General features: G+C 64.1%; 20 protein-coding genes. 14 read left to right on the top strand and 6 right to left on the bottom strand.

Translation table 11 applies throughout. From position 1 onward, the window contains the following. Positions 1-2 precede the first annotated feature (2 nt). The 6 genes from ACI766_RS16965 to ACI766_RS16940 all read left to right on the top strand — a co-directional run bounded on the left by ACI766_RS16965 (position 3) and on the right by ACI766_RS16940 (position 8,120). Positions 3-2,726, top strand: a complete 2,724-nt coding sequence (locus tag ACI766_RS16965) for a helix-turn-helix transcriptional regulator (RefSeq protein WP_003087788.1) — start codon at positions 3-5, stop codon at positions 2,724-2,726. Positions 2,727-2,957: 231 nt separating this feature from the next. Further along, positions 2,958-3,395, top strand: a complete 438-nt coding sequence (locus tag ACI766_RS16960; protein ID WP_003098074.1) for a DUF6160 family protein — start codon at positions 2,958-2,960, stop codon at positions 3,393-3,395. A gap of 78 nt (positions 3,396-3,473) precedes the next feature. After that, on the top strand, positions 3,474-4,235 hold the full coding sequence (locus ACI766_RS16955) for a C39 family peptidase (RefSeq protein ID WP_003098072.1): 762 nt from the start codon (positions 3,474-3,476) through the stop codon (positions 4,233-4,235). A 40-nt stretch (positions 4,236-4,275) separates the two neighbouring features. Continuing rightward, positions 4,276-5,301, top strand: a complete 1,026-nt coding sequence (locus tag ACI766_RS16950) for a transporter (protein ID WP_003120313.1) — start codon at positions 4,276-4,278, stop codon at positions 5,299-5,301. A 19-nt stretch (positions 5,302-5,320) separates the two neighbouring features. Next, positions 5,321-6,919 (top strand): outer membrane protein transport protein, encoded by a 1,599-nt coding sequence (locus ACI766_RS16945; protein ID WP_003098070.1) that lies wholly within the window; start codon positions 5,321-5,323, stop codon positions 6,917-6,919. Positions 6,920-6,932: 13 nt separating this feature from the next. Beyond that, positions 6,933-8,120, top strand: a complete 1,188-nt coding sequence (locus ACI766_RS16940; RefSeq protein WP_031761357.1) for a MalM family protein — start codon at positions 6,933-6,935, stop codon at positions 8,118-8,120. 56 nt (positions 8,121-8,176) lie between these two features. On the opposite strand, the gene ACI766_RS16935 is transcribed toward ACI766_RS16940, so the two are convergent. From ACI766_RS16935 to ACI766_RS16920, 4 genes are all read right to left on the bottom strand, one after another. Then, the gene (locus ACI766_RS16935) at positions 8,177-9,160 is read right to left on the bottom strand and encodes an alpha-L-glutamate ligase-like protein (protein WP_003087807.1); all 984 of its coding nucleotides are present in this window, start codon (positions 9,158-9,160) and stop codon (positions 8,177-8,179) included. A 3-nt stretch (positions 9,161-9,163) separates the two neighbouring features. Beyond that, positions 9,164-10,690 carry an inactive transglutaminase family protein gene (locus ACI766_RS16930; RefSeq protein WP_003087809.1) on the bottom strand — a complete coding sequence of 509 codons (1,527 nt, stop codon included), beginning with the start codon at positions 10,688-10,690 and terminating at the stop codon, positions 9,164-9,166. 5 nt (positions 10,691-10,695) lie between these two features. Then, positions 10,696-11,235, bottom strand: a complete 540-nt coding sequence (locus ACI766_RS16925) for an ATP-dependent zinc protease (RefSeq protein WP_003087811.1) — start codon at positions 11,233-11,235, stop codon at positions 10,696-10,698. Positions 11,236-11,525: 290 nt separating this feature from the next. Continuing rightward, on the bottom strand, positions 11,526-12,344 hold the full coding sequence (locus ACI766_RS16920) for a pyruvate, water dikinase regulatory protein (protein ID WP_023120703.1): 819 nt from the start codon (positions 12,342-12,344) through the stop codon (positions 11,526-11,528). A 171-nt stretch (positions 12,345-12,515) separates the two neighbouring features. Here ACI766_RS16920 and ppsA point away from each other — a divergent pair, with 171 nt between their 5' ends. The 8 genes from ppsA (at position 12,516) to oprF (ending at position 20,705) form a co-directional block, all read left to right on the top strand. Beyond that, entirely contained in the window at positions 12,516-14,891 is a 2,376-nt protein-coding gene (gene ppsA, locus ACI766_RS16915) for a phosphoenolpyruvate synthase (RefSeq protein ID WP_003098065.1), read from the top strand. Between the two features lie 69 nt (positions 14,892-14,960). Further along, entirely contained in the window at positions 14,961-15,971 is a 1,011-nt protein-coding gene (locus tag ACI766_RS16910; RefSeq protein WP_003120309.1) for an alpha/beta fold hydrolase, read from the top strand. A gap of 106 nt (positions 15,972-16,077) precedes the next feature. Further along, entirely contained in the window at positions 16,078-16,566 is a 489-nt protein-coding gene (rraA, locus tag ACI766_RS16905; protein WP_003087823.1) for a ribonuclease E activity regulator RraA, read from the top strand. Positions 16,567-16,753: 187 nt separating this feature from the next. Then, on the top strand, positions 16,754-17,752 hold the full coding sequence (locus ACI766_RS16900; protein ID WP_003098062.1) for a zinc transporter ZntB: 999 nt from the start codon (positions 16,754-16,756) through the stop codon (positions 17,750-17,752). Positions 17,753-17,800: 48 nt separating this feature from the next. Further along, a complete protein-coding gene (locus ACI766_RS16895) occupies positions 17,801-18,055 on the top strand; it encodes a hypothetical protein (RefSeq protein WP_003122844.1) in 255 nt (84 codons plus the stop codon). A 2-nt stretch (positions 18,056-18,057) separates the two neighbouring features. Further along, positions 18,058-18,882 (top strand): mechanosensitive ion channel family protein, encoded by an 825-nt coding sequence (locus ACI766_RS16890; protein WP_003087830.1) that lies wholly within the window; start codon positions 18,058-18,060, stop codon positions 18,880-18,882. A 71-nt stretch (positions 18,883-18,953) separates the two neighbouring features. Then, entirely contained in the window at positions 18,954-19,544 is a 591-nt protein-coding gene (gene sigX, locus ACI766_RS16885; RefSeq protein ID WP_003098059.1) for an RNA polymerase sigma factor SigX, read from the top strand. Positions 19,545-19,652: 108 nt separating this feature from the next. After that, positions 19,653-20,705, top strand: coding sequence for an outer membrane porin OprF (oprF, locus tag ACI766_RS16880; protein WP_003087843.1), 1,053 nt, complete (start codon positions 19,653-19,655; stop codon positions 20,703-20,705). 68 nt (positions 20,706-20,773) lie between these two features. On the opposite strand, the gene cobA is transcribed toward oprF, so the two are convergent. Both cobA and ACI766_RS16870 read right to left on the bottom strand, forming a co-directional pair. Then, positions 20,774-21,511: a uroporphyrinogen-III C-methyltransferase gene (gene cobA, locus ACI766_RS16875; protein WP_003087845.1), complete on the bottom strand. Its 738-nt coding sequence runs from the start codon at positions 21,509-21,511 to the stop codon at positions 20,774-20,776. 11 nt (positions 21,512-21,522) lie between these two features. Further along, positions 21,523-24,249 (bottom strand): nitrate reductase, encoded by a 2,727-nt coding sequence (locus ACI766_RS16870; protein WP_003144730.1) that lies wholly within the window; start codon positions 24,247-24,249, stop codon positions 21,523-21,525. Positions 24,250-24,274 lie beyond the last annotated feature (25 nt).

Genomic DNA, 24,274 nt, shown 5'->3' with positions numbered 1-24,274 from the left:
CCATGGGCCATCGCGACGGGGTTCCCGCCAGCACCATCCCGCTGTTGCAGACCAAGCTGTTCCCGCCAGGCGCCGGAGGGTTGCCGCTGCTTCCCCGCCAGGCGCTGATCGACCGCCTGTACGAGGCCCGCGGGCGACGCGCGATGGTGCTCAGCGCGCCGGCCGGCTTCGGCAAGAGCACCATCCTCTGCCAGTTGCGCCTGCGCCTGCTGGAGCAGGGCGCGGCGGTGGCATGGTTGTCCTGCGACGAGACCGACAGCGAACCGCAGCGTCTGATCCAGTACCTGCTGGCGAGCATCCAGCGAGTGGTCCCGGCATTCGGCGGCAATACCGCCAATCTGCTCGGCACCGACGTCGCGGTGCCGCTGGAGGGCATCCTGGATGCCTTCCTCGCCGACCTGCGTCGCCTGGAAGGCCCCTTGTACCTGTTCCTCGACGATTTCCACCGCATCCGCCACGCCGCCTTGCCGCATGGGGTTCGCTACCTGATCGAGAACCTGCCCGATCACGTGCGGGTGGTGGCCTCGACCCGCTTCCGCCCGCGCTTCCTGGTCGACGAACCGACCCTCAAGCCCTGGACCTTCTGCCTGAGCGCGGAAGACCTGCGACTTTCGCGCGAGGAGAGCGATGCGTTTCTCCTCGACCTCAAGGGGCTGGAGCTGGGCGAGCGCGAGCTGAAGCTGCTGTTCAAGCGCACCGAAGGCTGGATCACGGCGTTGCACCTGGCGGCCCTGGCCCTCAGTCGCAATACCGACCGGGAAGGTTTCCTCCGCGGGCTCTCCGGGACCGAACGGAACATCGCCGACTACCTGGCGGAAGACGTGCTGGCCAGCCTGCCCGCCGACCTGCAGCTGTTCCTCGACCAGACCTCGGTGCTCGATGAGTTCAATGCGGAACTGTGCAATGCGCTGACCGGGCGTCGCGACGGCCTGGACATGCTCATGCGCCTGCAGAACGAGCAGTTGTTCGTCATCGCCCTGGACGACCAGCGCGAATGGTTCCGCTACCACCATCTGTTCGCCGAGTTCCTCCAGGGGCGGCTGTCCCGGCATGCCGATCCGACCCCGTTGCTGCATGCGGCGGCGCGCTGGTGCGAGGGGCGCGACCTGGCCGACCGGGCGATCAAGTACGCCCTTCGCGCCCGCGACTACCTGTTCGCCGCCGAGTTGCTGGAGCGCCAGGGCGCGCGCCTGATCGCCGGTAACCGGGTGTACGGCATCCTCGGCATGCTCAACGGCATTCCCGCCGAGGTGATCCGCGAGCATCCGGTGTTCCAGATCTTCTACGCCTGGCAACTGGCGTTCGAGCAACGCTTCGCCGAGGCCGAGGCGTTGATCGAGGAGGTCAGCCACCGCCTCTTGCAGGGGCGCGGCAAGGTCATGCACTTCGGGCTCGGCGAGTTGCTCGCCGCCGCCCAGGTGCTCAAGGCCCTGGTGTTGCTCTACCAGGACAAGCTCGAAGCCTGCCTGAAGGTCGCCCGTCACTGGCTGTCCATGGTCCCGAGCAACCAGCCGGTGTTCCGCGCCAGCCTGCTCTGCGTGCAGGCTTCGGCGCATGCGCTGCTCGGCGACTACGCCGAGGCCGCCGGCGCCATCGGTTCCGCGCGGGAGGACCTGAAAGTCGCCGACAGCGAGTACCTGCAGGTGGTGACCAGCCTGATCGAATCCCTGATCTGCAAGGAGAGTGGCGACCTGGAGCGGGGCAGGGCGATCGCCGAGTCGGCGCGCAACCGGGTCGAGCAGGTATTCGGCCGGCGCAGCCGGGTCGGCGGACCCTTGTCGCTGGCCTATGCCGACCTGCTCTACGAGCAGGACCGGCATGCCGGCGTGCTCGCCGAACTACCGCTGGCGACGGTCTGGCGGGATGTCGCGACGCCGGTGGAACTGCTCAGTCGCGGCCAGTTGGTCATGGCCAAGGCGCGCTTCTTCTCCGGCGCCGCCGAGCAGGGGCTGGCGCAACTCGACGAATGGCTGAGCGGTCTGCTCTCGCCCGGCTACGAGCGTGTCTATGCTCACGCCATGAGCTGCAAGGTGCAGTTCCTGCTGTGGCTGCGCCGTCCGAACGAAGCCGAACGGGTCTGCCTGCAACTGGAGCGGCATCTTGCCGGGCTCTCCGGCGAGCGGCATGCCGACGCACAGACCGCCCTGGTCCTGGCGGAGGCTCGGCTGGCATTGTCCGAGCGTCACGCGGAACGCGCGCAGAGCAAGCTGGAAAGCTGTCTGGCCGGCTACTCTTCCGCTTACCAGAGGGATCGGCGGCTGCGTTTGTCCTTGTTACTTTCTGTGGCGTATTGGCAGAAAGGTAACAGCGAAAAAGCCATCGGCCTGTTCCTCGCCACGCTCGAGGAAGCCTGGAATCTCGGCTACCGCCGGCTGTTCCAGGACGACGCGTTGTGGCTGTTGCCGATGTGGGAAAGCTGGAGGGAAGCGGAACCCAAGCGTGCCGCGGCCTGGCAGGGGCTGGCCGACCTGCTCCGCGAGCAGTGCCGGAAGCTCTCCGTGGACCCGGAAAGTTTCGATGAAAATCAGGATGTTAGCCATCGCGAACGGGAAATCCTGCGGCTGGTGGCGGCGGGCTTGTCGAACCGCGATATCGCGCAGGCGGTGCACCTGTCGGAAGCCACCATCAAGTGGCACCTGCACAACCTGTTCGCCAAGCTGGGTGTGAAGAGCAGAACGCAAGCCGTACTAAAGGGTAAAAGCCTGGGACTGCTGAGCGAGGCGTGAGCGGCAGCCGCCATCGCTCCATCCCTTGGATGGGCTGGCGGCGGAAGGGGTGGCCCAGTAGCTTGGAATCCAGGACGAGAGAGCATGAGGCTCTACCGAATCCATGTCCGGGACACCTAGGGAAGCAGTACCGGACCTGGAGACCGGCGAGATGCCGGTCGATCTGCCGGGGACAGGATGCAAACGGCAGTGCCCTGGGGCAAACCACACCTGAACACTGGAGAAATAACAATGAAAAAGCACCTGTTCCTTGCAACTGCTGTTCTGGCTGCTCCCTTGCTGGCGCATGCCGACCTGAAAGCCATGGACGATGGCGCGCTGTCCGACGTGACCGGCCAGGCAGGCATCAGCATTTCCGGTACTTTCCAGGGCTCCGTCGGGGCCGTGACCTACACCGATACCGACACCAACGGCGGCTCCCTGCGGCTGGAGAACATCAGCCTGCCGGCGCTGACCATCGACGATACCAAGCCGCTGACCATCGACGTCGTCACCACCGATATCGGCGGCAAGTCGACCCAGCAACTGGCCATCGGCCTGCCGGCCATCACCGGCGACGTGACCGTTGGCGCCATCAAGGTGGGCGACACCAGCGCCGCCAGCATCGGCTCGCTGACCGTCTCCGGGCTGAACATGGCCGGTTCCACCATCAAGGTCTGGGGTCACTGATCCAGGAACCGAGTCGAGACGCGAAGACCTCGCCGAGGCATCGGCGGGGTCTTTCTCCGAAAGAGGTACGACGGGGCGATGTTCGAGATTTTGCTGGGAAGTCTGATCGGGCTGTTCGGGTTCACCCAGACGGTCGATACCAAGCCGCAACCGCAGGGCACGGTCAACCTCAGCCAGCCTCTGACCCCCAATGGACCCTACCGCGAATCGGTGCAGCTGGAGCCGATGAGCCAGTTGCAGTTCCGCAACGTCATCCGCCAGGCCTATGACTACAGCTGCGGCTCGGCGGCGCTTACCACGCTGCTGGACTACTACCTCGGGCGCAACCTCGAGGAACGCCAGGTCATGGAAGGGCTGCTGCGCTATGGCGAGGCCGATAAGATCGTGCAGCGCCGCGGTTTCTCGCTGCTCGACATGAAGCGCTACGCCGCTGCGCTGGGCTACAAGAGCGGTGGTTTTCGCGCCGAGTTCAGCGACCTGGACGCTCTCGAGCATCCGGCGCTGGTCCCCATCCACTATGCCGGCTTCAAGCATTTCGTGGTGGTGCGCGATGTCTACAACGATCACGTCTTCGTCGCCGATCCGGCCTTGGGCAACATCAGCTTCACCCGGACGCGCTTCGAGGAAATCTGGGACCAGAACGTCCTGTTCGTGATCTTCCCGAGTGGGCAGGAGCCCCGCAACGCGCTGGCGCTGAACGATCGCGACATGCGCCTGGTGGACGACCGCACCGTCAGCCTGCTGGCGTTCCGCGAGTTTCCGCAGATCAACAAGATCACTGAAAACCAGGTCCGTGAGCTGGGCACTGGTGGCGACGTCATACACCTGCGCACCAAGTAGCAGATACCCAAAAACAAGAACAATCTCTGGGGATAGCGCCATGAGAATCAGGGGGTACACATGCGCGGCGGCGCTGATGCTGTCTATCAGCGGTTTGTCCGTTGCCGAGGAAGCCTCGGTCGACCAGGCCCGTGACGCGCTGGCCAAGAAGAATGACGATGCCGACAGCGCCAAGGCGCTGGAGGAGGTCTTCCAGGCCGCCGAGAAGAGCTACACCTTGCTCAAGAAGGGCGAGCGGACCCTGACCTACGGTTTCGACTACGCGCTGGTGCGCGACCAGCGGCTGACCCTGGTGCCGCTGACCAAGACCAGCGGCGGCACGCAGATCTACGGCCTCGCCGGCCGGCAGAGCCAGTCCCAGCACACCTTCACCAACTCCTTCACCTTCGACTACGGGATCTGGGACAACCTCACCTTCAGTTTCCGCCTGCCGCTGGTAGCCAAGTACGACACCGAGATGGATACCCACGCCTACAGCCTCGGCGACGTTTCCGCGACCTTGCGCTGGCAGCCCTGGGCGGCGGTGCGCGGGCGGCCGGTCACCACGCTGTATACCACCATCGGCCTGCCGACCGGCGACAGTCCCTACAAGACCAACCTGGACAAGGACATCTCCACCGGCAACGGCTACTACAGCCTGGGCTTCGGCGCGAACATGTCCTATGTGATCGACCCGGTGGTCCTCTACGGCTCGCTCGGCTACACCTGGAACCTGCCGGTGGACGACGTGCACCAGACCCTGGCCGACAACTCCCAGCTGGAGAAGGTCTCGCCCGGCAACACGATCAACTTCAACATGGGCATGGCCTACGCGCTGTCCTACGACGTCTCGCTGGCGACTTCGTACCAGATGGCCTACACGCTGAAGAACCGCTACCACACCACTGCCGGTACGTTCGAGTCGTCCGAACAGACCAGTAGCATCATGAACTTCTCGCTCGGCTTGCGGACGTCACCGGACTACATCGTCAACGTCAACGCCGGTTTCGGCCTCACGGAAGACTCGCCGGATGTACTGCTGGGGTTATCCGTACCCCTCGATATCAAAGGGCTGAAGGCCCAGTAACCCGCGAGCGAGGCCTGTTATGAAGATGCGCATTGCGCCGCTCTGGCTGGCGCTGGCAGGGGTGTGCCTGGCCTGGATTCCGCCGGCCGGCGCGCAGATGGCCAACGACCTGACCATCGGCAACCCGAAAGCCATGGCCCTCGGCAACGCCGTGACCGCCGACGAGACCGGCATCGATTCGGTGCACTACAACCCGGCGGCACTGACCAGGATGAAGGGCCGCCAGGCGACCGTGAAGCTGCTCACCGGGGTGATGGACATCCGCGCCGGCTTCAAGGCGCCGCCGAACTACGGCGAAGGCACCTTCGGCCTGCGCGACGACCCGGTCGCCAACAGCCACAGCCGGACCCTGACCCCGACCATGTACCTGCCCGGCCTCGGCGGCATGACCGACGTGCCGTTGCTGGTGGCGCCGCTGGCCGGGATCTCGATCAACCCGCCGGGTTCCAAGTTCACCTTCGCCACCAACGTCTACACCCCGCAAGCGCTGGGCTACAGCCGCGATTCCGATAGCGATCCGGCGCGCTACCAGGGACGCGAGGTGTCGTTGCAGCGGCTCACCTACTTCTCGCCGACCCTGGCCTACCAGGTCAACGACGAGCTGTCGGTCGGCCTGTCGGTGGGTTTTTCCCACCAGGCAGTAGCGTTGAACGAGGATTTCCGGGCGCCGAACCAGTTGCTCGGGCTGTTGCAGCAGACCAAGGAGATCGGTTGCCTGCCGGGAATGCAGGAGATCCTCGAGGTGTTCTTCAACGTCTGCGGCGGCAACATCGGTCCGTTCCAGAACCTGGCCAATATCGACCTGGACATGCAGCAGTCGCTGTCGCCCAGCTTCAACCTCGGCGTGCTCTGGGAGCCCACCGACTGGTTCGCCTGGGGCGCGACCTACCAGAGCGAGTCGCGGATGAGGCTCAAGGGCAAGTACCGGGTCGACTACGGCCAAGGCTGGCAGGGTTTCTGGACCGGGGTGCACAAGTCGCTCGGTGGTGCGATCCTCGGCCAGATGTTCCCCTACGGGAACGTCGACGAAGAGCATGGCAACGCCACGATGAACATGGTCTACCCGGATGCCTTCTCCACCGGCGTGAAGCTGCGCCCGTTCAAGAAGTGGCAATTCAACTTCGACCTGAAATGGAACGGCTACAGCGACTGGAACGAGTTCAAGATCGAGTTCGACCGCGAGCTTGACCTGCTGCGCATCGCCAAGTACCTCGACTCGAAGGACGCCACCAGCCACAGCATCACCCTCGACCGCGGCTACCGCGATACCTGGAGCTGGGCCATGGGCGTGCAGTACGACGTCAACGACCGTTTGCAGCTACGCGCCGGCTACGAATACCGGCCTTCGGCGATCCCCAAGGGCCAGGCGGACATCCTGGTGCCGATCGGCGATGCCAATCTCTACGGCCTGGGGCTGGGCTACCAGTGGGACAAGGACACGGTGATCGATGTCGGTTTCAACTACTTCGTCACCAAGCAGAGCGTCAAGGCCGATACCAGCTGCAACCTGAACTGCACCGGGCTCGACAACCTGGTGTACAACCCCTACGCGGGACTGGACGTGGACACCACGGTGAAAGCCTATATTTTCGCCATGACCTACCGTACGACCTTCTGAGGGCTGGAGCATGATGCGCGCATCCATCGTACTTTGCGTCTTCTCCCTGGCGCTGCCGGCATCTTCGCCGGGCTGGGCCTCCGGCGGGCGCTACCTGACCTGGGTGGACGACAATGGCGGGGTGCACAACACCTTCGTCGACGGCCAGTTCGACCGCCAGCAGCGCCAGGCGCGGCAGCGCATCGGCCAGAGCGACCAGGCGCGGGTGCTGAACAAGGCGGACAACGCCACGCAGTGGCCGGGGAACAGCAGCGGAGGGGAGAGCAAGCGTCGCTACTACACCTGGATCGATGCCAACGGCAACGTGCAGAACAGCTTCTATGCCGGCGCCCAGGTCGCCGGCCAGCGCGCCGACTACGTCCTGCCCAACGGCGAGCACTCCGCCGAATACATCGATGCCGAGGCCTTCGAGGGCAAGGGTTTCGTTCGCAGCGAGAACGGCAGTCCCTACTACACCTGGGTGGACGAGAAGGGCCGCATGCACAACTCGCAGATCCCGCCCGAGGAGCGCGCGGCGCGCTTCAAGCGGGAGGCCGCGCCTTCGTCGCAGGTCGCCTTCACCGAGGGCCGGCAGATCGAGTTCAAGCAGCGTCCGACGGCGTTGCCCGGGCTGGATGGCGCCGGCCAGCAGAGCGATGCGCTGAAGGCTTTGCTCAAGGGCACCGAGATGACCATCGACGATCTCTACCAGGACCTGCAACGGCGCTGCTGCGAGCAGATCGCCGAGAGCGACTTCACCGAACTGGATGCCGACGAACCGCGCTACGAGGAGTTGAACCGCTTCTCGCCGAGCTTCGACTTTCCCATGGGCAGGAGCTTCTACGCGGCGATCCGGCTGCCGCGCTCCCAGGGTGTCTACGGCCTGCGCATCCGCAGTTTCGCCAACCGCCAGGTGGTCTACCCGTCGCTGCTGTTCCTCGACGAGCACAAGCGGCCGACCCGGCTGGTCAGCGACGCGGTGTACAAGCTGAACCCGGAAACCTGGTATCGCTACGCTTTCATCGAGGGTACGGTGCCGGTGCGAGCCAATCGCGGCGAGCGCTACGTGCTGCTGCTGACTACCGACGAGGACCGCTCGCTGCAAACCCTCGACAACAAGCCGTTCAAGCGTCCGCTGCAGGACCTGGCGGTGAACGAGGCGGGCATGCAGGTGCATGAGCACGCCCGGCAGGGCGGCTTCGAGCTGGCCGTGGTGCGTTGAAATCCGAGACATGAAAAAGCCCGGCCGGAGCCGGGCTTCTTCATACCGGAAGCACGTCAGCCCTGGTGCTGCTGGACGTGGCCGAACAACTGCTGGGAGAAGCGTACGCGCTCTTCCGCGGACTCTTCGATGCCTTTCGCCTTGAGTTCTTCCAGTCGCGCCTCGACGGCGTGGCAGCGGTGCACCAGGCCGCTGTCGTTGGCGATCTGGATGTTCAGGCCCGGGCGGGCGTTGAGTTCTAGGATCAGCGGGCCTTTCTCCTGGTCGAGAACCATGTCCACGCCGATGTAGCCGAGGCCCGACAACTCGTAGCAACCGGCCGCCAGCTTCATGAAGCCGTCCCAGTTCGGCAGTTGCACACCGTCCACCGCGTTGGTGGTGTCCGGGTGCTTGGCGATCTTGTTGTTCAGCCAGGTGCCGCGCAGGGTGACGCCGGTGGCCAGGTCGACGCCCACGCCGATGGCGCCCTGGTGCAGGTTGGCCTTGCCGCCCGACTGCCGGGTCGGCAGGCGCAGCATGGCCATCACCGGGTAGCCCATCAGCACGATGATGCGGATGTCCGGCACACCTTCGTAGCTGATGCTCTTGAAGATCTGGTCGGGGGTCACCCGGTACTCGATCAGTACGCGGTCGCGATGACCGCCGAGGGAGTAGAGGCCGGAGAGTATGCTCGAGATGTGGTGCTCGATCTCCTCGTGGCTGACGATCTTCCCCGACACGGTCTTGTAGCGGCCCTCGAAGCGGTCGGCGATCACCATGATGCCGTCGCCGCCGGCGCCCTGCGCCGGCTTGATGACGAAATCGTTGTGCTCGCCGATGATCTCGTTGAGCTTGTCGATGCCTTTCTCGGTCTCGATGATGCCGTACATCTCCGGCACGTGGATGCCGGCCTCGAGCGCGCGTTCCTTGGTGATGATCTTGTCGTCCACCACCGGATACAGGTGCCGCTTGTTGTACTTCAGGACGTAATCGGCATTGCGTCGGTTGATGCCCATCACGCCTTTCGCGGTCAGGTCTTTCCAGGTCTTCCAGATCGACATGGTTCAGTCCTTGAGCAGGGCCTTGAAGCGGAACAGCTCGGTCAGGCGGTAGCCGCGGTAGCGGCCCATGGCGAGCATGAAGGCGACCAGGATCAGCAGCACGGCCGGGAAGGTGAAGATGAAGTACACCAGTTCCGGGATGCGCATGAGGATGTGCGCCAGCGATGCCGCGAACAGGGTGCCGATGGCCACCTTCATCGCATGGCCGCCGCCGCGCTCTTCCCAGGTGATCGACAGGCGTTCGATGGTCATGGTCAGGATCACCATCGGGAACAGGGCGATCGACAGGCCGCTCTCGAAGCCGAGCTTGTGGCTGAACAGGCTGATCACCGCGATCATCACCACCACGAAGGTCAGCACCACCGAGAGGCGCGGCAGCATCTGCAGCTTCAGGTGCTCGAGATAGGAGCGCAGCGACAGGCCCAGGGCGGTGATCACGGTGAACAGGGCGATACCCCATTGCAGGCCGGTCTCGCGGAAGGCCAGGGCGATCAGCACCGGGGTGAAGGTGCCGAGGGTCTGCAGGCCGATCAGGTTGCGCAGGATCAGGATCACCAGCACGCCGATCGGGATCATGATCATGATCTGGAAGGTCTGCTGGGTGGACAGCGGCAGGCCGTACAGGGAGTACTCGAGGAAGGCCGCCTCGGTGTTCTCGTCGGACAGCTTGGCCAGGCGGATGGCGTTCATCTCGCTGCTGTTCAGGCTGAAGCTGACCTGGGCCTTCTTGCCGCCGTCGATGGTCATCAGCGGCTCATCGCCAAGCCACCAGATCAGGCGATCGGAGGGCAGGCCCTGTTCGCCGGTGACCACGTTGAAATACAGCCAGTTCTCGCCGTTGAAGCTGCGCAGCCACAGTTCCGGGCTCTGTTGCAGGTCGGCGACCAGGCGGATGGTATGGACCCGCTCCATCGGCACGTGGGCGATGGACAGCAGGGTTTCGACGATATGCGCTTTCTTTTCCAGGCTGGTGTCGCCGGCCATCAGCAGCTTGACGTTGTCGTCGTTGCCGTTGTTGGCGCGCTTGATGGCTTCGCTGACGAAGGTCTCGACGTCGGCCGAGTGCTGGCGAATGGGGGCCAGCAGGGCTTCTGCGGCGATCTTCTCCGGGCCTTCCAGGGGCAGGCTGTCGCGGAAGATCGGGCCTTTCTCCTTGGTCTTCTCGCCGGTGTAGCGCTTGGTCAGCACCAGGCGGTAGTACAGGGTCTGCTTGCCGTTGGCGCGGCGGGCGGACCAGGTCACCTTGCGATTGCCGTCGGCGCGATTGATGCTGACGCCGTAATTGTTGGAGACGAAGCTTTCGTTGAGGCTGACGTAGTCCTGGCTCAACGGCGGAACGAACATCTGCACCTTGACCGGGGTTTTCGGCGTGGCGACGAAGTCGACCTTGGCATCGATGTTCCAGAGGTCATCGGTTTCGGCTTCGGTAACGGGAATACCCTGGACGAAAATCTGATAGGCGGTGATCGCCACACCCAGGGTCAGCAGGATGGCGATCAGGACTTTCAGATGCAGGTTGAGAGAGCGCATGTCGTTTACTCAGCAGGTTTTGCATCAGGTTTGCAGCCGGGTTTCCCGGCCGAGTATTTCAAACTCGGATCGACCAGTGCGTCGAATTTCTTCAAGGCCTCCGAGCCGATCAAAAGCGGGTATTGGAATGCACTTCGGTCGGTCAGGTTCACTTCGATGGTGCGAATCGCCTTGCCCATGCAGACCTGCAGCTCGATCACCGGACGGGCGGTATAGGCCTTGCCCTCGTCGGGGTTGAAGTCGCCGTGGCGGCGCTTGATCTTGCTGATCCGCGCCAGGGGCTTCTCGATCGGGGTGTCGTCGGCGTTGTCGGTGGCCAGGTAGAAGCGCACCCAGGTTTCGCCGTCGCGCTTGAAACGCTTGATGTCGCGGGCGCTGAGGGAGGCGGTCTTGGCGCCGGTGTCGAGCTTGGCGGCCAGCTGGATGTCCGGGTCGTTGATGCGCGCGTATTCGTTCAGGCCGTAGACCGTCTTTTCGGCGGCTACGCTCAGGCCTGGTACGGCGATGAATAGGCAGAGCAGGGGAGCTAAGGGCTTGAGTTTCATAAGTCCTGGTTGGTGTCGCGTTCGGCGGGTCGATCTTGCGATCGCTGTCCAGTCCGTGACGGAAAACCCTGCGTCATCGACCTGCGCTCGGCAGGCCGGGCATGCCGGGCGCCCCGCCAGGCGCATGCGGGCCGCATTCTATCACGCGGTTTTTCGGCAGCGACAGCCGCTTATACCACTTGGTCGGGGTTTTGCCCCTGGGATGAAACGAAATTCCATCCTGGGGCTCGAAGCGTTACCGGAAGCGGGCAAGGGACCTTGGCGGTGCCGAGCCGCTGGCCCCGGAGCGGTTATTTGAAGCGCCGTTCCACGCCTTTTTCGACGAGGATCTTTGCGGAAATCTCCTCCACCGAGAAATGCGTGGAGTTGATGTAGGCGATGTTTTCGCGGCGGAACAGGCTTTCGACCTCGCGTACCTCGAATTCGCACTGGGCGAAGCTGGCGTAGCGACTGTTGGGCTTGCGCTCGTTGCGGATCGCGGTGAGGCGATCGGGGTCGATGGTCAGGCCGAACAGCTTGTGCTTGTACTGCTTGAGGGCGTTCGGCAGTTGCAGGCGCTCCATGTCCTCTTCCGTCAACGGGTAGTTGGCGGCGCGGATGCCATACTGCAGGGCCATGTACAGGCAGGTGGGCGTCTTGCCGCAGCGCGAGACGCCGACCAGGATCAGGTCGGCCTTGTCGTAGTAGTGGGTGCGGGCGCCGTCGTCGTTGTCGAGGGCGAAGTTCACCGCCTCGATGCGATCCATGTAGTGGGAGTTGTGGCCGATGGAGTGGGACTTGCCGACCGAATAGGACGAGTCGGCCGAAAGCTCCTGTTCCAGAGGCGAAAGAAAGGTGGCGAAGATATCGATCATGAAACCGTTGGATTGCGCCAGGACCGCCCGGATGTCGCGGTTCACGATGGTATCGAAGATGATCGGGCGGGCCCCGTCCGACTCGGCAGCATTATTGATTTGCTGTACCATGGCGCGCGCTTTTTCTTCGGTATCGATGTACGGTCTCGTCAGTTTGACGAAGCTGATGTTCTCGAACTGTGCCAGAAGGCTTTGGCCCAGGGTTTCGGCGGTGATACCGGTGCCGTCCGAGATGAAGAATGCGGTTCGTTTCATTTGCACCGAAAGCCTTAAGGTAGGAACGATTCTTGGCTATGATAGGCCGCGCGTTGTCAGAGGCCTTTCTGTCGCAGCATTGTCACTTATTTCTAAGGGCCAGGCCAGAATCCAGCGGAGCTGCTCCTGGCCCCGCTTGAGCTTTTCCAATTCAATAGTGGAGAGATCACCTTGGTAGAGTACGTAGTTTCCCTCGATAAGCTCGGCGTCCATGATGTAGAGCATGTGGGGGGCAAGAACGCATCCCTCGGCGAGATGATCAGCAACCTGGCCGGTGCCGGCGTTTCCGTACCCGGCGGATTTGCCACCACCGCCCAGGCCTACCGTGACTTCCTCGAGCAGAGTGGCCTCAACGACCGTATCCACGCGGCCCTGGACGCCCTGGACGTCGACGACGTCAACGCCCTGGCCAAGACCGGCGCGCAGATCCGCCAGTGGGTGATGGAAGCCGAGTTCCCGGCCCGTCTCGACAGCGAGATCCGCCAGGCCTTCGCCGCCCTGGCCAACGGCAACGACAACCTCGCCGTGGCAGTGCGTTCCTCCGCTACCGCCGAAGACCTTCCGGACGCCTCGTTCGCCGGCCAGCAGGAAACCTTCCTCAATATCCGCGGCGTGGACAATGTGATCCGCGCAGCAAAAGAGGTCTTCGCCTCCCTGTTCAACGACCGCGCCATCGCCTACCGCGTGCACCAGGGCTTCGATCACAAGCTGGTCGCCTTGTCCGCCGGCGTGCAGCGCATGGTCCGCTCGGAAACCGGCACCGCCGGGGTGATGTTCACCCTGGACACCGAATCCGGCTTCCGCGACGTGGTCTTCATCACCGGTGCCTACGGCCTGGGCGAGACCGTGGTTCAGGGCGCGGTGAACCCCGACGAGTTCTACGTCCACAAGCCGACCCTGGAAGCCGGGCGTCCGGCCATCCTGCGCCGCAACCTGGGTAGCAAGGCGATCAAGATGATCTACGGCGACGAAGCCAAGGCCGGTCGCTCGGTCAAGGTAGTGGACGTCGATCGCGCCGATCGCGCCCGCTTCGCCCTGAGCGACGCCGAGGTCACCGAGCTGGCCAAGCAGGCCATGATCATCGAGAAGCACTATGGCCGCCCGATGGACATCGAATGGGCCAAGGACGGTGACGACGGCAAGCTGTACATCGTCCAGGCACGCCCGGAAACCGTGAAGAGCCGCGCCAGCGCCACGGTCATGGAGCGCTACCTGCTGAAAGAGAAGGGGACCGTCCTGGTGGAAGGACGTGCCATCGGCCAGCGCATCGGTGCCGGTCCGGTCAAGGTGATCAACGACGTGTCGGAAATGGACAAGGTCCAACCGGGTGACGTCCTGGTCTCCGACATGACCGACCCGGACTGGGAGCCGGTGATGAAGCGCGCCAGCGCCATCGTCACCAACCGCGGCGGGCGTACCTGCCACGCGGCGATCATCGCTCGCGAACTGGGCATCCCGGCGGTGGTCGGTTGCGGCAACGCCACCCAGATCCTGCAGGATGGGCAGGGGGTGACCGTTTCCTGTGCCGAAGGCGATACCGGCTTCATCTTCGAAGGCGAACTCGGTTTCGATGTGCGCAAGAACTCGGTCGACGCCATGCCCGACCTTCCGTTCAAGATCATGATGAACGTCGGCAATCCCGATCGCGCTTTCGATTTCGCCCAGTTGCCGAACGAAGGCGTGGGCCTGGCCCGCCTCGAATTCATCATCAACCGCATGATCGGCGTGCACCCCAAGGCGTTGCTGAACTTCGCCGGCCTGCCGGCGGACATCAAGGAAAGCGTGGAGAAGCGCATCGCCGGCTATCCCGATCCGGTCGGCTTCTACGTCGAGAAGCTGGTGGAGGGCATCAGCACCCTGGCCGCGGCGTTCTGGCCGAAGAAGGTCATCGTGCGCCTGTCCGACTTCAAGTCCAATGAGTACGCCAACCTGATCGGCGGCAAGCTCTACGAGCCGGAAGAAGAGAATCCGATGCTCGGCTTCCGTGGTGCCTCGCGCTACATCAGCGAGTCGTTCCGCGACTGCTTCGAGCTGGAGTGCCGTGCGCTGAAGAAGGTCCGCAACGAAATGGGCCTGACCAACGTCGAGATCATGGTGCCCTTCGTGCGCACCCTGGGCGAGGCGAGCCAGGTGGTCGAGCTGCTGGCCGGGAACGGCCTGAAGCGCGGCGAGAACGGCCTTAAGGTCATCATGATGTGCGAACTGCCGTCGAACGCCCTGCTGGCCGACGAGTTCCTCGAGTTCTTCGATGGCTTCTCCATCGGTTCCAACGACCTGACCCAGCTGACCCTGGGCCTGGATCGCGATTCCGGCATCGTTGCCCACCTGTTCGACGAGCGCAATCCGGCGGTGAAGAAGCTGCTGGCCAACGCCATCGCTGCCTGCAACAAGGCCGGCAAGTACATCGGCATCTGCGGCCAGGGTCCGTCGGACCACCCGGACCTGGCCCGCTGGCTGATGGAGCAGGGCATCGAGAGCGTCTCGCTGAACCCCGACTCGGTGCTGGATACCTGGTTCTTCCTTGCCGAGGGGCAAGACCAGGCCTGATCGGTCCTCGCTGTATCCGGAAAGGGCGGGTAACACCGCCCTTTTTCGTGCCTCCTGTACAAGACAAGCATGCAAAGCAGTAGTCGCCTCTTTCCTGTCGCCCTGGTCAGCGCCGAGTTGCGCGCCGACCTTACCGAAGACATCTATCGCCTGAAGCCCGGCAACAGCCCCGATGCCAGCGTCGAGCTGGTCGTAACCCGGCTTGGACAGCAGGCCGCCGGCGAGCGGCGCGGACCGCCTGTGATCCTCCTGCACGGGAGTTTTTCCAACCGCCGCTTCTGGTACTCGCCGCGTGCGCTCGGACTAGGTCCTTACCTGGCGCGGGCGGGGTTCGATGTCTGGCTGCCGGAAATGCGCGGCCATGGCCTGTCGATTCGCAACGATGGTTACCGGGACAACCGGGTCGCCGACTACGCGCGCTACGACCTGCCGGCGCTGGCCTCCTTCATCCACGAGCAGTGCGGGCAGCCGGCGCACTGGATTGGCCACTCCCTCGGTGGGGTGGTGCTGGCGGCGGGACTGGGCGGGGGTTACCTGGATCAGGCGCGGATCGCTTCCGTGGCGTTGTTCGGTAGCCAGGTCAGCACCGCGCACTGGCTGTTCAGGTTGCCCATGGCAGGCATCCTCGCGCGCCTGCTGCTGCGCCGCGTCGATGCGCTGTCCGGAAGCCGTTGGCGGCAGGGGCCGGAAGACGAGCCGGTCGGCCTGGCGCTGGAGGTCCTGCGTTGGCATGGGCTGTTCGGCCGCTTCGGCGAGCCGGGCAACGACTGGTGGAAGGGGCTCGCCGCAGTCGACGTACCGCTATTGGCGGTCGCCGGGGCTGGGGACCGGCAGGACCCGTCCTGGGCCTGTCGCAAGTTGTTCGAGCAGTTCGCCTCGTCCGAGCGCGAATACCTGTTGCTCGGACGCGAGGCTGGCTACGCCGAGGACTACGGGCATATCGAGATGCTGATCGGCAAGGCGGCCCAGCTAGAGGTCTGGCCCTTGGTGGAGCGCTGGCTGCGCCAGCGATCGCCGGCGGGCGACGAATCCGCGTGGAGCGAGGCGCTAGACGTATCGGAAGCCGGAATCAGCGGCTAACATGTGACGCAAATGGCGGCTCCGGTCACGCCGGCGCCGCCGGGGCGGGCGGCCGATGTTCCTCCGGAGCTGCCCGAGCCGATCCCTTCACCCACAGGAGCTTCCCATGCATTACGTCACTCCCGATCTGTGCGATGCCTATCCTGAGCTGGTCCAGGTCGTCGAACCCATGTTCAGCAACTTCGGCGGCCGCGACTCCTTCGGCGGCGAGATCGTCACCATCAAGTGCTTCGAAGACAACTCGTTGGTCAAGGAGCAGGTCGACAAGGACGGCAAGGGCAAGGTCCTGGTCGTCGATGGCGGTGGTTCGCTGCGCCGCGCCCTGCTGGGCGACATGCTGGCCGAGAAAGCGGCGAAGAACGGCTGGGAAGGGATCGTCGTATATGGCTGCATCCGTGACGTCGACGTGATCGCCCAGACCGACCTTGGCGTCCAGGCCCTGGCCAGTCATCCGCTGAAGACCGACAAGCGCGGCATCGGCGATCTGAACGTCGCCGTGACCTTCGGCGGCGTCACCTTCCGCCCCGGCGAGTTCGTGTATGCCGACAACAACGGCATCATCGTTTCTCCGCAGGCCTTGAAGATGCCCGAATAGGGCTTTTTAACAGCCGTTCCGGCCCCGGTGACGCAGGCAGCGTCCCGGGGCTTTTTGCTGGAATGAACCCGGGGTGCGCATACGGGTCTCAGGACTGGCTTTAAGGTTGTGCCGCAAGTCCATGAATTGACTGGTACCGGACTTGTGTTTTTACTGTCGAAATGGTCGTTTTACCAAGGGAAGCGCAATGCAAGCGTACGAGTCGGGTGACGAGCGCGGCCTGATCTATGGCTACGTCCTCAACGGGCGCGGCGGCGGACGCCGTGTCGGACGCAACCAGATAGCGGTGCTCGACCTGCTGCCGGAGGAAAGTCTTTGGCTGCACTGGGACCGCGGCGTACCGGAGGCACAGGCCTGGCTGCGGGATTCCGCGGGGCTCAGCGAGTTCGCCTGCGATCTGCTGCTGGAGGAGGCGACCCGCCCCCGTTTGCTCGATCTCGGGGCCGAAAGCCTGCTGGTGTTCCTCCGTGGAGTGAACCTGAATCCGGGCGCGGAGCCGGAAGACATGGTTTCGCTGCGGGTATTCGCCGACGCGCGCCGGGTGATCTCGCTGCGCCTGCGGCCGCTGAAGGCGGTGGCCGATCTGCTCGAGGACCTGGAGGCGGGGAAAGGGCCGAAGACAGCATCCGAGGTCGTGTACTACCTCGCGCACTACCTGACCGATCGCGTCGACACGCTGATCAGCGGGATAGCCGACCAGCTCGATGCTGTCGAGGAGCTGGTCGAGGCGGACGAGCGTGCCAGTCCCGACCAGCACCAGTTGCGTACCCTGCGCCGCCGGTCGGCGGGGTTGCGGCGCTACCTGGCGCCGCAGCGGGACATCTACTCGCAACTGGCGCGCTACAAGCTGTCCTGGTTCGTCGAGGACGACGCCGATTACTGGAACGAGCTGAACAACCGGCTGACGCGGAATCTCGAAGAACTCGAGTTGATACGGGAGCGCATCAGCGTCCTGCAGGAAGCCGAGTCGCGGCGAATCACCGAACGGATGAACCGCACCATGTATCTCCTTGGTATAATCACCGGCTTTTTCCTGCCGATGAGCTTCGTCACCGGCCTGCTGGGAATCAATGTCGGCGGCATTCCGGGGGCGGATGCACCGCATGGGTTCTGGCTGGCCTGCCTGCTGATCGGCGGGGTCGCCACCTTCCAGTGGTGGGTATTTCGTCGGCTGCGCTGGCTCTGACGTGACCTGGGGTGAGGAGAGGGCGTCACTCCCTCGTACAGACATGAGGTGTGCATGCACGATCCGTTCGAAGAGTCCCTGCGGGACCTGCTCAAGGCTTCGGCTCCCCAGCCGGACGACGACGCGCGTCTGGGACGGGTGCTGAAGACCGCCAATCGCCAGGTTGGCGCCGGTGACCTGTTCAGCCTCATGGGGCACTGGCTGCAGGCGCTGATGATCGGCATCAACAACGGTTCGCCGCATCTGGCGCCGGTTTCCCGTATTTCCGCGAAAAACGCATCTTCTGCTGACAAGGCTGAGTGAACATGCAATTCGATATCTGGACCCAGAGCTTGCTGACCGCGATGAACACCCTGTGGGGCAAGCTGGCAGGCTTCATTCCCAACCTGCTCGGCGCCCTGGTGGTCGTTCTGCTCGGCTTCGTCATCGCCAAGCTGCTCGATGCGCTGCTTTCCAAGCTGCTGGCCAAGCTGGGCCTGGACCGGCTGATGGGTGGCACCGGCCTGACCAAGCTGCTGGCCCGGGTCGGCATCCAGGTTCCGGTCTCGACGCTGGTCGGCAAGATCGTCTACTGGTTCGTGCTGCTCGTCTTCCTCGTATCCGCCGCCGAGTCGCTCGGCCTGCAGCGGGTATCCGCCACGCTGGACGTCCTCGCCCTGTACCTGCCCAAGGTGTTCGGCGCGGCCCTGGTGCTGATCGTCGGCGTGCTCCTGGCGCAACTGGTGAACAGCGTCGTGCGCGGCGCGGCGGACGGCGTCGGCCTCGAATACGCGAACGGCCTGGGGCGGATCGCCCAGTGGCTGGTCATCATCATCAGCATCTCGGTGGCGGTGGGGCAGCTCGAGGTCAAGACCGACCTGCTCAACTACATCATCGCCATCGTCCTGATCACCGTCGGCCTGGCCGCTGCGCTGGCCCTGGGCCTGGGCAGCCGCGAGGTCGCCGGGCAGATCATTGCAGGAATCTACGTCCGCGAGCTGTATCAGGTCGGACAACAGGTGAAAGTGGGTGACGTTGAAGGCACTATTGAAGAGATAGGTACGGTCAAGACCATCCTGCTGACGGAAGAGGGAGAGCTTGTGTCGCTGGCCAACCGTCTACTGCTCGATCAGCGAGTTACCAGCCGCTGATCCGGGAGAGATAATGGACGTGGCTGCTCTGCAGGGCGGCCCGGCTTACGATATGACTGGCCTGATCTCACTTGAATAAGCCTCACCCCCTGTCACAGCGGTATGACCCCCGCCAGCTTTCCGATGAAGAGCTGGTCGAGCGTGCGCACTCGGAGCTGTTCCACGTGACGCGCGCCTATGAAGAATTGATGCGGCGTTACCAGCGCACGCTGTTCAACGTCTGTGCCCGCTACCTGGGCAACGACCGCGACGCGGACGACGTGTGCCAGGAGGTGATGCTGAAAGTTTTGTACGGGTTGAAGAACTTTGAGGGCAAGTCGAAGTTCAAAACATGGCTATATAGCATCACGTACAACGAGTGCATCACGCAGTACCGCAAGGAGCGCCGCAAGCGCCGATTGATGGATGCGCTCAGCCTCGACCCGCTGGAGGAGGCTTCCGAGGAGAAGTCGCCGAAGGTTGAGGAGCGGGGCGGATTGGATCGTTGGCTCGTCCATGTCAATCCGATAGATCGGGAGATTCTGGTTCTTCGCTTCGTCGCGGAACTGGAGTTTCAGGAGATAGCGGATATCATGCACATGGGTCTGAGTGCGACGAAAATGCGCTACAAGCGGGCACTGGACCGCCTGCGCGAAAAGTTTTCAGATGCGACCGAAACATAGTTGGGTAAATATTGTCTCTCTATGCGGGAAGTTCTGATAAACTTGCCACCCAAGTTGTGCGGCTGATTGTTGGACAACTAACTGACCATCAAGATGGGGATTTAACGGATGAAACTGAAGAACACCTTAGGCGTTGTCATCGGCTCGCTGGTTGCCGCTTCGGCAATGAACGCCTTTGCCCAGGGCCAGAACTCGGTAGAGATCGAAGCCTTCGGCAAGCGCTACTTCACCGACAGCGTTCGCAACATGAAGAACGCGGACCTGTACGGCGGCTCGATCGGTTACTTCCTGACCGACGACGTCGAGCTGGCGCTGTCCTACGGTGAGTACCATGACGTTCGTGGCACCTACGAAACCGGCAACAAGAAGGTCCACGGCAACCTGACCTCCCTGGACGCCATCTACCACTTCGGTACCCCGGGCGTAGGTCTGCGTCCGTACGTGTCGGCTGGTCTGGCTCACCAGAACATCACCAACATCAACAGCGACAGCCAAGGCCGTCAGCAGATGACCATGGCCAACATCGGCGCTGGTCTGAAGTACTACTTCACCGAGAACTTCTTCGCCAAGGCCAGCCTCGACGGCCAGTACGGTCTGGAGAAGCGTGACAACGGTCACCAGGGCGAGTGGATGGCTGGCCTGGGCGTCGGCTTCAACTTCGGTGGTTCGAAAGCCGCTCCGGCTCCGGAACCGGTTGCCGACGTTTGCTCCGACTCCGACAACGACGGCGTTTGCGACAACGTCGACAAGTGCCCGGATACCCCGGCCAACGTCACCGTTGACGCCAACGGCTGCCCGGCTGTCGCCGAAGTCGTACGCGTACAGCTGGACGTGAAGTTCGACTTCGACAAGTCCAAGGTCAAAGAGAACAGCTACGCTGACATCAAGAACCTGGCTGACTTCATGAAGCAGTACCCGTCCACTTCCACCACCGTTGAAGGTCACACCGACTCCGTCGGCACCGACGCTTACAACCAGAAGCTGTCCGAGCGTCGTGCCAACGCCGTTCGTGACGTACTGGTCAACGAGTACGGTGTAGAAGGTGGTCGCGTGAACGCTGTTGGTTACGGCGAGTCCCGCCCGGTTGCCGACAACGCCACCGCTGAAGGCCGCGCTATCAACCGTCGCGTTGAAGCCGAAGTAGAAGCTGAAGCCAAGTAATCGGCTGAGCCTCTGAGGAAAAACCCGGCCCAGGCCGGGTTTTTCTTTGCCTGGAAAAAGACCGCTCGTCAGGCGCTCAGGGAAATCGGTTGCGACACGATGTCGCGGGTTACTTCGCCGATCACCAGGATCGCCGGGCTTTTCAAGGCGAAACGTCCGGCGTCCCGCAGTAGCTCGCCGAGGTTGCTGCGGCATTCGCGCTGGTTGCCCAAGGTGGCGTTCTCGATCATCGCCAGCGGCGTATCCTCGGCCATGCCTCCAGCCAGCAGCCCGGCCTGGATCTCCGCGAGTCGGGCGACGCCCATGTAGACCACCAGCGTGGTACCGCTGCGTGCCAGGGCTTCCCAGGCCAGCGGGCTGTCGTCCTGGGTATGCGCGGTCACCAGGGTCACGCCGCGGCTGATGCCGCGGTAGGTAAGCGGTATACCGCAGGCAGTGGCGCCAGCCAGCCCGGCGGTGATGCCGTTCACTATCTCGCTGTCTATCCCGTGCCGGGCCAGCCATTCGGCTTCTTCGCCGGCGCGGCCGAAGATGCATGGATCGCCGCCTTTCAGGCGCACCACGCTGCGTCCCTGGCGGGCATGCCGCAGCATCAGGCGCTGGATGAAGTCCTGCGGTGTGGAGCGGCAGCCGCCGCGTTTGCCGACCCGGACCAGCCGGGCGGACGGACAGTGCTCCAGTATGCTCGGGTTGACCAGATCGTCGACCATCACCACATCCGCGTCCTGCAGGGCGCGAACTGCCTTCAGGGTCAACAGTTCCGGATCGCCGGGACCCGCACCCACCAGCCAGACCTTACCGCTCATCGTCGTTCTCCTCAGGCATTCGCCGCCATGGGCCGGGGGGCCGCCAGCAGTCTCTTGATTTCCGGTACGCAGGAGCCGCAGCCGGTGCCGCAGCCGAACTCGCGCTTCAATCCGTCCAGGTCCAATCCGCGGGCGATGCCGCCGAGCACCGTTTGCTGGCTGACGTTCTGGCAACTGCACAGGGTCTTGCCGCCCGCACCCTGGCTGGGTCGTCCCGGTGCCGCGCCGAGTGGGGCGAGCAGCCAGCGGCGTAGCTCGCTATCGGCCCGGCCGGTAAGCCAGAGCTCTTTCAACCAGTCGCGGGCGAGGGTTTCGCCGGCGAGCCGGACGGCGACGATGCGCCCGTCTTCGAGGCGCACGCGCTTGCCGATGGCGCGCCGGGGGTCGTCGTAGGCGAGGATCGGCCCGTCGAGCAATTCGAGTTGGCGATCTATCCGCTCCAGCAGGTCTGCGCCAGGTGCCTCATGGTGTGCGGCGCTGACCAGCAGGGCGGGGCGCTCGCGTCCAGCGAGACTGAAGCTGGCGTGGTCGAAGACTTCGCACAGCGCACGGAGGGCCTCGAAACGCGCCTGGATATCGGTTTCCACCAGCGCGAACAGGCGCCAGGGCAGTTCGACGGATTCGACCTGAACCCCGGCGTGCTTGAGTTCGGGTTGTTTCGACAGGGGGTCGAACGCCGGCAGGGTCAGGACATTGCAGCCCAGGCCCTTGAGGAAGCGATCGCCCCAGTGCATCGGCAGGAAGGCCTGGCCGGGGCGCACCGAGTCGTCTGCGCTCACCGGCAGGACCAGGGCGCCACGCCGGCTCTTCAGGCGCACGAGCTGCCCGTCCCGCAGTTGGCGGCGGCGCAGTTCCTCGGGATGCAGGTGCACCAGGGCCTCCTCTTCATGGCCGAACAGGCGTGCGCAGGTGCCGGTCCGGCTCATGCCGTGCCACTGGTCGCGCAAGCGTCCGGTATTGAGGGTCAGCGGGTAGCGCGCGTCGCGTTTTTCCTGGGCGGCGCGGTAGGGTTCGGCGACCAGTTGCGCGCGTCCCGAGGCGGTAGGGAAGCGGCCGTCTGCATAGAGCCGTGCGGTGCCTTGCTCCGCGCCAGTGGGAAATGGCCACTGCTGCGGCCCCAGGCGGTCGAGCAGTGCGTAGCTGAGGCCGGAAAGATCGAGGTCGCGGCCGGCGGTAAGCAGCTTGTATTCGTCGAACAGGCTGCGGCTGTCGGCAAAGGCGAACAGGCCGGGTTTAGCGGGTCGCAGGTGCCCTTCCAGGCGGCGCGCGAAGTCGCAGACGATGTTCCAGTCCTGGCGTGCTTCCCCGGGGGGCGGAACGGCCCGACGGACATGACTGACCCGCCGTTCCGAATTGGTCACGGAGCCTTCCTTTTCTCCCCAGGATGCGGCTGGAAGCAAAAGGTCGGCGTATTGGCAGGTTTCCGTGCCGGCGAAGGCTTCCTGGACCACCACGAAGGGACAGCGGGCAAGGGCCTCGTGGATCTTGCGCTGGTCCGGCAGCGATTGCGCGGGGTTGGTACAGGCGATCCAGAGCGCCTTGATCCGGCCGTCGTGGACCGCATCGAACAGCTCGATGGCGCTGAGACCGGGGGACGTGGGCAACTGTTCCACGCCCCAGTAGTGCGCCACCTCGGCGCGATGGCCGGGATCGGCGGCTTCGCGGTGGCCGGGCAGCAGGTTGGCCAGGCTGCCGGTCTCGCGACCGCCCATGGCGTTCGGCTGGCCGGTGAGGGAAAACGGTCCGCATCCGGCGCGGCCGATCTTGCCGGTGGCCAGGTGCAGGTTGATCAGTGCGCTGTTCTTGGCGCTGCCGGCGCTGGACTGGTTGAGCCCCATGCACCAGAGCGAAAGGAAGCGCGGCGAACGGCCGATCCATTCGGCGCAGCGCTGCAGGTCGGCGCGGTCGATGCCGCAGATGTCGGCGACGGCGGCCGGGGTGTAGTCGCGCACCAGTTCCTTCAGGTCGGCGAAACCCTCGGTATGCTCGGCGATGAACGAACGGTCGATCCAGTCCTCCCAGAGCAGGATATGCAGGATGCCGTGGAACAGTGCGACGTCGGTACCGGGCAGCAGCGCCAGGTGCAGGTCGGCCAGCTCGCAGGTGTCGGTGCGCCGCGGGTCGATCACCACGATGCGCATCTCCGGCCGAGCGGCCTTGGCGGCTTCCAGGCGACGGAACAGGACCGGGTGGGCGAAGGCCATGTTGCTGCCGGCGATCAGCACGCAATCGGCGCAGTCGAGGTCTTCGTAGCTGCACGGCGGTGCGTCGGCGCCCAGGCTGCGCTTGTAGCCGACCACCGCCGAGGACATGCACAGGCGCGAATTGCTGTCGATGTTGTTGGTGCCGACCAGGGCCCGCGCCAGCTTGTTGAAGGCGTAGTAGTCCTCGGTCAGCAACTGGCCGGAGATATAGAAGGCCACGCTGTCCGGCCCGTGTTCGCGAATGGTCTCGGCGAAACGCCCGGCGGCATGTTCCAGGGCACTCTCCCAGTCGCTGCGAGCCCGCGCCAGTTGCTTGCCGAGGCGCAGTTGGGGGTACAGCGCGCGGGCCTGGAGGTCGCCGGTCAGGTGCAGGCTGGCGCCTTTGCTGCAGAGTCTGCCGAAGTTGGCCGGGTGCCGAGGATCGCCTTGCACGCCGAGGATGCGTTCGCCGTCGTGTTCGATCAGGACGCCACAACCCACGCCGCAGTAGCAGCAGGTCGAAGCGGTGGTGCGCAGCGGGGAATCTGTCGACATGCTCGGCTCCTGTTATCGGCGAGAG

Source organism: Pseudomonas sp. DL (genome assembly GCF_047199225.1).
GTDB lineage: Bacteria > Pseudomonadota > Gammaproteobacteria > Pseudomonadales > Pseudomonadaceae > Pseudomonas > Pseudomonas aeruginosa.
Note: the sequence above shows the minus strand (reverse complement) of the source record. Positions and strands in the feature narration are given on the sequence as shown.

Bases quoted from the DNA above. Each gene is read 5' to 3' on its own strand.
- ACI766_RS16965 (WP_003087788.1), top strand. From the start codon at position 3: ATGGGCCATCGCGACGGGGTTCCCGCCAGCACCATCCCGCTGTTGCAG.
- ACI766_RS16960 (WP_003098074.1), top strand. From the start codon at position 2,958: ATGAAAAAGCACCTGTTCCTTGCAACTGCTGTTCTGGCTGCTCCCTTG.
- ACI766_RS16955 (WP_003098072.1), top strand. From the start codon at position 3,474: ATGTTCGAGATTTTGCTGGGAAGTCTGATCGGGCTGTTCGGGTTCACC.
- ACI766_RS16950 (WP_003120313.1), top strand. From the start codon at position 4,276: ATGAGAATCAGGGGGTACACATGCGCGGCGGCGCTGATGCTGTCTATC.
- ACI766_RS16945 (WP_003098070.1), top strand. From the start codon at position 5,321: ATGAAGATGCGCATTGCGCCGCTCTGGCTGGCGCTGGCAGGGGTGTGC.
- ACI766_RS16940 (WP_031761357.1), top strand. From the start codon at position 6,933: ATGCGCGCATCCATCGTACTTTGCGTCTTCTCCCTGGCGCTGCCGGCA.
- ACI766_RS16935 (WP_003087807.1), bottom strand. From the start codon at position 9,160: ATGTCGATCTGGAAGACCTGGAAAGACCTGACCGCGAAAGGCGTGATG.
- ACI766_RS16930 (WP_003087809.1), bottom strand. From the start codon at position 10,690: ATGCGCTCTCTCAACCTGCATCTGAAAGTCCTGATCGCCATCCTGCTG.
- ACI766_RS16925 (WP_003087811.1), bottom strand. From the start codon at position 11,235: ATGAAACTCAAGCCCTTAGCTCCCCTGCTCTGCCTATTCATCGCCGTA.
- ACI766_RS16920 (WP_023120703.1), bottom strand. From the start codon at position 12,344: ATGAAACGAACCGCATTCTTCATCTCGGACGGCACCGGTATCACCGCC.
- ACI766_RS16910 (WP_003120309.1), top strand. From the start codon at position 14,961: ATGCAAAGCAGTAGTCGCCTCTTTCCTGTCGCCCTGGTCAGCGCCGAG.
- rraA (WP_003087823.1), top strand. From the start codon at position 16,078: ATGCATTACGTCACTCCCGATCTGTGCGATGCCTATCCTGAGCTGGTC.
- ACI766_RS16900 (WP_003098062.1), top strand. From the start codon at position 16,754: ATGCAAGCGTACGAGTCGGGTGACGAGCGCGGCCTGATCTATGGCTAC.
- ACI766_RS16890 (WP_003087830.1), top strand. From the start codon at position 18,058: ATGCAATTCGATATCTGGACCCAGAGCTTGCTGACCGCGATGAACACC.
- oprF (WP_003087843.1), top strand. From the start codon at position 19,653: ATGAAACTGAAGAACACCTTAGGCGTTGTCATCGGCTCGCTGGTTGCC.
- cobA (WP_003087845.1), bottom strand. From the start codon at position 21,511: ATGAGCGGTAAGGTCTGGCTGGTGGGTGCGGGTCCCGGCGATCCGGAA.
- ACI766_RS16870 (WP_003144730.1), bottom strand. From the start codon at position 24,249: ATGTCGACAGATTCCCCGCTGCGCACCACCGCTTCGACCTGCTGCTAC.